The following is a 4,631-nucleotide window of genomic DNA, read 5'->3' as shown; positions in this document are numbered from 1 at the left end:
GTCGGATTACGGGCACACCGAGCCTAGGCGAGGTGCCGAGTGTTGGGGCAAGAGCCCTTTGGTTACTTTGGGGCTCTTTTCCAAAGTGACCCGCCGTAAGGGCGGAACCAATAGTCGCCGTTACCCAAATAACGGATATGTACACCGACAGGCCGCCATCGCAGGCAAGCCAGCTCCCACAAAAAAGCCGCTCCCCCAAACCCCCATGCGACCCCATGCCACACCCAACCCTTGACCACGGTCAACAGCCCCCACCCAGCCAGTTCCCACACTGTGCCAAACCCCCTGAAGGACCACGCCCCCAACGGCATACCTCCTCCGAGGAATAGGCCCTACGCCCAATGCGGCGCAGGCTGCCCCCATCTTTCCAACGCTTGGAGCCCGGACCATGGCCCACCTGACCCAGCAAAACTTCGTCTCCCTGAACATCGCCGTGCTGACCATCAGCGACACCCGCACCTACGACACCGACACCTCCGGCGACACCCTGGTGGACCGCCTGCAAACCGCCGGCCATATGCTCATCGACCGCGGCATCGTGATGGACGACATCTACCAGATCCGCGCCCGGGTTTCACAGTGGATCGCCGACCCCCAGGTGCAAGTGGTGCTGATGACCGGCGGCACCGGCTTCACGGCCCGCGACAACACGCCCCAAGCCGTACTGCCGTTGCTGGACAAGCAAGTGGACGGCTTCGGCGAGTTGTTCCGCCAGGTGTCCCTGGCCGAAATCGGCATGTCGACCCTGCAATCGCGCGCCCTGGCCGGCTTCAGCAACGGTGTGCTGGTGTGCTGCATGCCCGGCTCGCCGGGTGCTTGCCGCACGGCCTGGGACCAGATTCTTGTCGGCCAACTGGACAGCCGCACCGGCCCGTGCAATTTCGCGCCGCACCTCAAGCCCCAAATCGATCAAGCGCTCAGCGCCTGTGAGTCACGCTCATGAACGTGTGTGACAGCGGCGACCTGCTGCCGGTGGAGGACGCCATCGAGCAGTTGCTCGCGCAGGCGCCGCCACCCCCGTCCACCGAGGTGATTGCCTTGGCCCAGGCCCTTGGGCGGGTGGTCGCTGAAGACGTGTTTTCGCCCCTCGACTTGCCGGGTTGGGACAACAGTGCCATGGACGGCTACGCCCTGCGCGCGTTTGACGTGCCGGAGCAGGGCGGTCACCTCGAAGTCGTCGGGCGTATCGCCGCCGGGCACAGCAGTGATGAGCCGTTGCAGGCCGGGCAAGCGGTGCGCATCTTTACCGGCGCGCCGCTGCCACCGGGAGCCGACAGTGTGGTCGCCCAGGAGCGTTGCCGCGTGTATGGCCAGCGCATCTGGTGCCCGCCGATCCGCCTGGGCGACCACGTGCGCAAGCGCGGCGAAGAGCTGCAACGCGGGCAGCAGGTGTTGAGCGCCGGCAAGCGCCTGCGCGCCCAGGAAATCGGCCTGCTGGCAGCGGCGGGCATTCCCCGGGTCAAGGTTTATCGGCCGCTGCGGGTGTGCCTGCTCAGCAGTGGTGATGAATTGCGCGAACCCGGTGAGTCGCTGGCACCAGGGCAGATCTACAACAGCAACCGTTACCTCATTGCCGCGCTGCTGCGGGGCTGGGGTGTGGAGGTGCACGACTATGGGGTGATGGCCGACGCCCTCACGGCGAGTCGCGATGCGTTGGCGCTGGCGTCTTCCGAATGCGACCTGCTGCTGACCACCGGTGGCGTGTCGGTAGGGGAGGAGGATCACCTCAAACAAGCGATCCGCGAACTGGGCAAGGTCGAGTTCTGGCGCCTGGCGATCCAGCCCGGCAAGCCCCTGGCGTTTGGTCAGGTGGCGGGCAAACCGTGGATTGGCCTGCCGGGTAATCCGACGGCGGCGCTGGTGACGGCGCTGGTGGTGGTGCGCCCGTTCCTGTTGCGTGCCCAGGGCGCGGAGCGGGTGTTGCCGGTGCCGGCGAGCGTGCCGGCGGCGTTTGAATGGCTCAAGCCCAACCCGCGCCGCCAATACCTGCGTGCGCGCTTGAGCCCCGGCAGCGATGGGCAACTGCGCGCGATCCTGCACCCGCAGCAAAGCTCGGCGATGCTGGTCGCCGCTTGCTGGGCCGACGGCCTGGTGATCGTCGAGCGCGGCCAGCAGGTGCTCAAGGGCGCGGCGGTGCCGTTTCTGTCCTTTGCCGATTTCCGTTAAGGAGACACCATGCAACTGGTCTGCCCGGCAGGTAACTTGCCTGCGCTGAAAGCCGCTGTGCGCCAAGGCGCCGACGCGGTGTATGTGGGGTTTCGCGATGACACCAACGCCCGGCACTTCGCCGGGCTGAACATGGACGACAAGCAGTTCGACGCCGCTGTCGCCCATATCCGCCAGCACCAGCGCAAGCTCTACGTGGCGGTCAACACCTACCCGCAACCGAAGATCTGGCCGCGCTGGCAACGTGCCGTCGATCGCGCCGCCGACCATGGTGTGGACGCCCTGATCGCCGGCGACCCCGGCGTGCTCGGCTATGCCGCCGCACGCCACCCGCAGATGGCCTTGCACTTGTCGGTGCAGGGCTCGGCCACCCATGCGGCGGCGTTGAAGTTCTATGTCGAGCGCTACGGCATCCGCCGCGCAGTGTTGCCCCGGGTGTTGTCCCTGGCCCAGGTCAAGCAGGTGGCCGCGAGTGCCACGGTGCCCATCGAAGTGTTCGGCTTTGGCAGCCTGTGCATCATGGCCGAAGGGCGCTGCCACTTGTCCTCCTACATCACCGGCGAATCCCCCAACCTGTGCGGCGTGTGCTCACCGGCCAAGGCGGTGCGCTGGAGCGACGACGCCGACGGCCTCAGCGCGCGCTTGAGCGAAGTGCTGATCGACCGCTACACCCCGGACGAACCCGCCGGTTACCCGACCCTGTGCAAGGGCCGCTTCCTGGTGGGCGGCAAGCGCTTCCATGCGCTGGAGGAACCCACCAGCCTCGACACCCTCGACCTGCTGCCGGAACTGGCGGCCATCGGCGTGGAAGCGGTGAAGATCGAAGGCCGCCAACGCAGCCCGGCCTATGTGGAACAAGTCACCCGCGTCTGGCGCGCCGCCCTCGACGCCCACCGTAGCAGCCCGGCCAACTTTGTCGTCAAGGAGCAATGGCGCCAGGTGCTGGCCGGGCTTTCCGAAGGCAGCCAGACCACCCTGGGTGCTTACCATCGTGCATGGCAGTGAGGACACACAGATGAAACTCAGCCTCGGACCAGTGCTGTTTTATTGGGACAAGGACCACCTCGGGCGCTTCTACGCGGAGATGGCCGACTTGCCCCTGGACGTGATTTACCTGGGGGAAACCGTGTGCTCTAAACGCCGCGCGTTCAACCTCGATCAATGGCTGGGGCTGGGCCGCGAGTTGCAGGCGTGCAGTTCGGCGCAGATCGTGTTGTCGAGCCTCACCTTGATCGAGGCGGCCTCCGAACTGTCCCGCCTGCGCCGCCTGTGCGACAACGGCGAGTTGCTGGTGGAAGCCAACGACATGGGCGCGGTGCAGTTGCTGGTGGAGCGCAAGTTGCCCTTTGTCGGCGGCCCGGCGCTCAACCTCTACAACGGTCACGCCCTGGTGCAATTGCTTGACTTGGGCATGCAACGCTGGGTGCCGCCGGTGGAATGCTCCCAAGGCCTGATCGCCGATGTGCTGGCGCAGGTTCAGGAACTGGGCAGGCCGTTGCCGGAGGTGGAAATCTTCGCCTACGGCCATTTGCCCCTGGCCTACTCGGCGCGCTGCTTCACCGCCCGCGCCGAAAACCGGCCCAAGGACGACTGCCAGTTCTGCTGCATCAACTACCCGGACGGCATGGCCTTGACCAGCCAGGAAGGGCAGGCGTTGTTTACCTTGAATGGGATTCAGACGATGTCGGCGGAGGTGACCAACCTGCTGGCCGACTATCCCGCGCTGGTGGCTTGTGGCGCCGATGTGTTGCGCCTGAGCCCGCGGGCTGAAGGTATGGCTGATGTGGTGCGTGCGTACGATCAGGTACGCCAGGGCGCCACGCCGCCGTTGTTCGTTGACGGCTGCAACGGCTACTGGCATGGCCAGGCCGGTATGTTACGGGTTGAGGAGGTGGGGCTGTGTTGAGTCGCAAGCAATGGTTGCTCAAGGGGGCGGACCGGTTGTTGCCGCTGGTTCGGCGGGTGCCGTTTGCGGTGCAGCGTGTGGCCTTGGAGCAGGGGCTTAATCGCTGTCTGGCTGAGCCTTTGCGCGAGGGTGGTTTTGATTTGCTGCGCGGGCGTTGGATGTGTTTGCGCGTTCCTGACTTGGGGTTGTGTTGGTACCTGACGTTGGCGCGGGAGGGGTTGCGTATTGCTGACAGGGCTGAGGCGCAGGTGACCATCAGTGGTAATTGGCGGGAGTTTTTGTTGTTGGCCAGTCGGCAGGAGGATCCGGATACGTTGTTTTTTCGGCGGCGGTTGGTGATTGAGGGGGATACGGAGTTGGGGTTGGGGTTGAAGAATTTGATTGATAGTTTGGATTCGGATGTGTTGCCGGGGTGGTTGTGGCGGGGGTTGGAGGTTGCGGGGCGGGAGGTTGTTGGGTGATTGCGCTTCTGTGTACATATCCGTTTCTTCGGTAACGGCCACTTATGGTTCCGCCCTTACGGCGGGTCACTTTGGAAAAGCCCCAAAGTAACCAAAGG

At 65.0% G+C, this 4,631-nt stretch carries 5 protein-coding genes; all 5 read left to right on the top strand.

Going from position 1 to position 4,631, the window contains the following annotated elements; all coding sequences use genetic code 11:
* Nucleotides 1-388 precede the first annotated feature (388 nt).
* From moaB to NUV89_RS27780, 5 genes are read left to right on the top strand one after another with little or no spacing between them, the layout of a single operon-like run.
* Nucleotides 389-943 (top strand): molybdenum cofactor biosynthesis protein B, encoded by a 555-nt coding sequence (gene moaB, locus NUV89_RS27800; RefSeq protein WP_257783839.1) that lies wholly within the window; start codon nt 389-391, stop codon nt 941-943.
* Nucleotides 940-2,166, top strand: a complete 1,227-nt coding sequence (glp, locus tag NUV89_RS27795) for a gephyrin-like molybdotransferase Glp (RefSeq protein ID WP_257783838.1) — start codon at nt 940-942, stop codon at nt 2,164-2,166. Before moaB ends, glp begins: the two co-directional genes overlap by 4 nt.
* Nucleotides 2,167-2,175: 9 nt before the next feature.
* Nucleotides 2,176-3,171 (top strand): peptidase U32 family protein, encoded by a 996-nt coding sequence (locus NUV89_RS27790; RefSeq protein ID WP_257783837.1) that lies wholly within the window; start codon nt 2,176-2,178, stop codon nt 3,169-3,171.
* A gap of 10 nt (nt 3,172-3,181) precedes the next feature.
* Entirely contained in the window at nt 3,182-4,072 is an 891-nt protein-coding gene (locus NUV89_RS27785) for a U32 family peptidase (RefSeq protein WP_257783836.1), read from the top strand.
* Nucleotides 4,066-4,533, top strand: coding sequence for an SCP2 domain-containing protein (locus NUV89_RS27780; RefSeq protein ID WP_257783835.1), 468 nt, complete (start codon nt 4,066-4,068; stop codon nt 4,531-4,533). The genes NUV89_RS27785 and NUV89_RS27780 overlap by 7 nt, the downstream gene beginning before the upstream one ends.
* Nucleotides 4,534-4,631 lie beyond the last annotated feature (98 nt).

It is taken from the genome of Pseudomonas sp. 18.1.10, from assembly GCF_024655625.1.
GTDB lineage: Bacteria > Pseudomonadota > Gammaproteobacteria > Pseudomonadales > Pseudomonadaceae > Aquipseudomonas.
This window is presented reverse-complemented; position numbering and strand designations above follow the sequence as displayed.